Origin of the sequence: Methylobacterium sp. WL119 (assembly GCF_008039875.1) — a bacterium.
Lineage (GTDB): Bacteria > Pseudomonadota > Alphaproteobacteria > Rhizobiales > Beijerinckiaceae > Methylobacterium.
In genome coordinates this window covers 1-3,443 of record NZ_VRUU01000195.1, presented here as the reverse complement: position 1 = coordinate 3,443, position 3,443 = coordinate 1, and the positions used below count along the sequence as shown (strand labels likewise).

The window sequence follows — 3,443 nt, the reverse complement described above, 5'->3', positions numbered from 1 at the left end:
GAGCCAGTCGACGACGAAGGGGCAGCGCCGGCCGTAGGCCTGGATCACGAAGCCGAGCCCGTCCCAGGCCGCGAGGTCCGGGTCGGTGGCCAGCGCCTCGAGGATGTCGAGGGAGAGGTCGAGCCGGTCGGCCTCCTCGGCGTCGATGTTCAGGCCGATGCCGTACCCCCTGGCCAGCACGGCCAGCGCCTTCGCCCGGGGGATCAGCTCCGCGAGCACGCGGGCGCGCTTCGTCCGCGTGTAGCGCGGGTGCAGCGCCGAGAGCTTGATCGAGATGCCCGGCCCCCCGATGACGCCCCGGCCGGCCGATTCCCACCCGATGGCATGGATCGCCGCCGCGTAGGCGGCCTGGTAGCGGGCGGCATCCGCTTCCGTGGCCGCGGCCTCCCCGAGCATGTCGTAGGAATAGGCGAACCCCTTCGCCTCGTTGGGGCGCGCCCGGCGCAGGGCCTCGGCGATGGTCTCGCCCATCACGAACTGCTCGCCCATCAACCGCATGGCGAGGTTCACGCCCCGGCGGATCAACGGCTCCCCGCCCCGCCCGATCAGGCGCGTCAGGGCCGCGGACAGGCCGTGCTCGCGCGTCGTCGCGGTGAGCTTGCCGGTCACCAGCAGGCCCCAGGTCGCCGCGTTGACGAACGGCGAGGGGCTGTGGCCGAGATGGGCCCGCCAGTCGCCGGGGGCGATCTTGTCGCGGATCAGCGCGTCGCGGGTCGCCGCGTCCGGGATGCGCAGCAGGGCCTCGGCGAGACACATCAGGGCGACGCCCTCCTGGCTCGACAGGTCGTATTCGTGGATCAGGCCCTCGACGCCGCCCCGCTTCGCCGTCCGCCGCAGGCCCGCGACCAAGCCGCGCGCCGTCGCCGCGACGCGCGACGCCGCCTCGGGCGGAAGCTGCGCCCGGTCGAGGAGCGGCGCCAGGCACGCCGCCTCCGGGCGCCGGTGCGCCGCGACGATCGCCGCGCGCAGCGGCGACGACGCGGGCAGGTCGTCGGCGAGATCCGCGAAGGACGGGCGGGCGGGCACGACGGGCCGAGGGGAAGACACGATCGACGACGACACGATCAACATGGCAGACCCCGCCTCCCTCCGCCGCCGGCCGCCGGCCGGGCACGGACCATTTTGTAGCCGCGGCGGCGCGGTGCTAAAATCCGTGGGTCGCGTCGAAGACCGGCGGATTCCCCATCGGAATGGCGTTCTGCGCGTGAAGACCACCGATTCGATCGATGCCGCCATCCTGCGCATCCTGCAGCAGGACGGGCGCATCGCCACCGTCGACCTCGCCGAGCGGCTCAGGCTCTCGCCCACCGCCACGGCCGAGCGCCTGAAGCGGCTGACCCGCGCGGGCTACATCACCGGCTACGGTGCCCGCCTCGATCCGGCGATGCTCGATCTGGGATTGCTGGTGTTCATCGAGGTGCTGCTCGACAAGACCACCGGCGCGGTGTTCGACCGCTTCTCGCAGGAGGTCCGCCGCGTGCCGGAGATCCTGGAATGCCACATGGTGGCCGGCGGGTTCGACTACCTGCTCAAGGCCCGGGTGAAGGACATGGCCGCCTATCGCCGCTTCCTCGGGCAGGTCATGGTCGACCTGCCCGGCGTGAAGGAGACGCGCACCTACGCGGTGATGGAGGAGGTCAAGACGGACAGCCCGCTGCCCGTGTGAGCCGCGACCGGGCAACGAGCCGGCCCACATCCGGTCCGAGCGAACATCCGGTTCGTGAATATCGCCGCAAGACAGCCGATCGGCAGAGATCCGCCCTGAGCCGATGTTGCCGGATCGCCCACAGGCGGCTTCATCCGGGGCGAGCCGCCGGCGACCCGGACACCCCATACGGGTCGTGGGCGCACGGGGTGGCGCCAGCCGCCTCGCTGTATTGCTGTCCGTGGGCGGACCGCCGCGGAATCACCCGACGCCGGCTTTGGCAGGTCCCTGGTGCAACGAGCGAGCGGCCCGCACCCAGATCAGGCCGTGATCGGCTCGCGGCCGTAATGGGTGGCGTAGGCATTCTCGAGGCCCGGCAGGATGTCCACGATCTCGAAGTAGCGGTCCCAGAACGGGGTCTCGCGTATCGCTTCGACGAGAAGCTGGTAGCTCTGGTGATCCCTTGCGTCCCACATCCACAGGTCGGTGACACGAGCGGAGTAGAACTCGATGTCGAAGAACCGCAGCGTCACATCGGCGGCATGCGCCTTCAGGATAGGCGTGAACGTCTCGCGAAAGAGCTCGAAACGTTTCTCGACCGGAAAGCCCAGCCACTCGGTGGTGGTCTTCACGAGCATGAACACTGTCAGGGCCGAATCGAAGGGTTTGCCGGATCTCGTCATCTTGCGTCCTTGCACTGTCGCGTGACGCCCCTAGGATGCGAGCGATCGCTCGCTTCCGCTACTCGCATTCGTTCGCATGACCGACCCCCTGACGGCGCAGCGCCCCCGCCCCCGGAAGAGGCCGCAGCAGGCCCGTTCTCTCGCCACCGTCGAGGCGATCGTCGAGGCGGCGGCTCGCATTCTGGAGGCGGTGGGCCACGGCGGTTTCTCGACGAATGCCGTGGCCGAGCGTGCGGGGGTCAGCGTCGGCTCGCTGTACCAATACTTCCCGCGGAAGGAGGCGCTCGTCGGCGCTCTCATCGTCCGCGAGAAGAATCGATTGATCGAGGATGCACGGGCGGCAGCGTCACGGCCGGCCGGAACGGATGCGCTCGTCGCGGTGATCGAAGCGTGCGTCGGTCATCAGCTCCGTCGCCCCGCCCTGGCACGGCTGCTGGACTTCGAGGAGGCCCGCCTGCCCTTCGACGCCGAGATCCACCGCAGCGCTGCGGCTCTGAACACGCTCGTGTCCGGCCTGCTCGAGCGGCCGGACCTGCCACGGCAGCCGGACACGCCGACGGCCGCCGCAGACCTGCTGGCGATCATCAAGGGTATGATCGACGCGGCCGGCGAGCGCGGCGAAACGGGCGAGGTGCCGCTCGTCGATCGTGTTCGCCGGGCCGTGCTCGGCTACCTCGGCGCCGGCGCGTGACCGTCCCCAGGTGCCCGTGATCCCCCTGTCGCGAGACCCGCGGACGGCACCCGATCGTCGGGCGCCGGCGACTCGCCCAAGAGCCGGTGTCACGGCAGGGCGCCCGAAAACGCCCCGTCCAGGCATCGTTCGAAGGCCGGGCGCGTCAATGCCCCGAATGGCGCACCGCCATCTTGAGGCGCTGGTCGACGTCGTCGATGCGGGCGGCGACGCCGCGGCGGATGCATTTGCCGAGGGTGTCGCCGGCGAAGAAGCCCAACGTCGCCTCCTGCTCGCGGCAGGCGACGGTCGGCGGCCAGGCCAGGTAGATGCCGGCGATGGCGGCGATGACCACGAACTCGACCACGAGCCAGCCGCCCCAGCCGAGGCGGAAGCCCTCGCGCCGGCCCGCGCCGTGCCGGCGCCGGCGCCGGCACGGCGCGGG

The 3,443-nt window shown here is 71.0% G+C and carries 5 protein-coding genes; 2 read left to right on the top strand and 3 right to left on the bottom strand.

The window, feature by feature from the left end:
• Window positions 1-1,071 (bottom strand): proline dehydrogenase family protein (locus tag FV227_RS28180; protein WP_187274993.1); only part of this gene is annotated, 1,071 nt, incomplete at its 3' end.
• Window positions 1,072-1,204: 133 nt separating this feature from the next.
• On the opposite strand from FV227_RS28180, the gene FV227_RS28175 reads away from it, so the two are divergent.
• Window positions 1,205-1,666, top strand: a complete 462-nt coding sequence (locus FV227_RS28175; protein WP_147844599.1) for an Lrp/AsnC ligand binding domain-containing protein — start codon at window positions 1,205-1,207, stop codon at window positions 1,664-1,666.
• Between the two features lie 299 nt (window positions 1,667-1,965).
• On the opposite strand, the gene FV227_RS28170 is transcribed toward FV227_RS28175, so the two are convergent.
• On the bottom strand, window positions 1,966-2,328 hold the full coding sequence (locus FV227_RS28170) for a darcynin family protein (protein WP_147729553.1): 363 nt from the start codon (window positions 2,326-2,328) through the stop codon (window positions 1,966-1,968).
• 76 nt (window positions 2,329-2,404) lie between these two features.
• Here FV227_RS28170 and FV227_RS28165 point away from each other — a divergent pair, with 76 nt between their 5' ends.
• A complete protein-coding gene (locus FV227_RS28165) occupies window positions 2,405-3,019 on the top strand; it encodes a TetR/AcrR family transcriptional regulator (RefSeq protein WP_147860440.1) in 615 nt (204 codons plus the stop codon).
• A gap of 145 nt (window positions 3,020-3,164) precedes the next feature.
• Here the strand turns inward: FV227_RS28165 and FV227_RS29440 are convergent.
• Window positions 3,165-3,443, bottom strand: a 279-nt coding sequence (locus tag FV227_RS29440) for a hypothetical protein (protein ID WP_187274992.1), incomplete at its 5' end; no start/stop codon positions are given.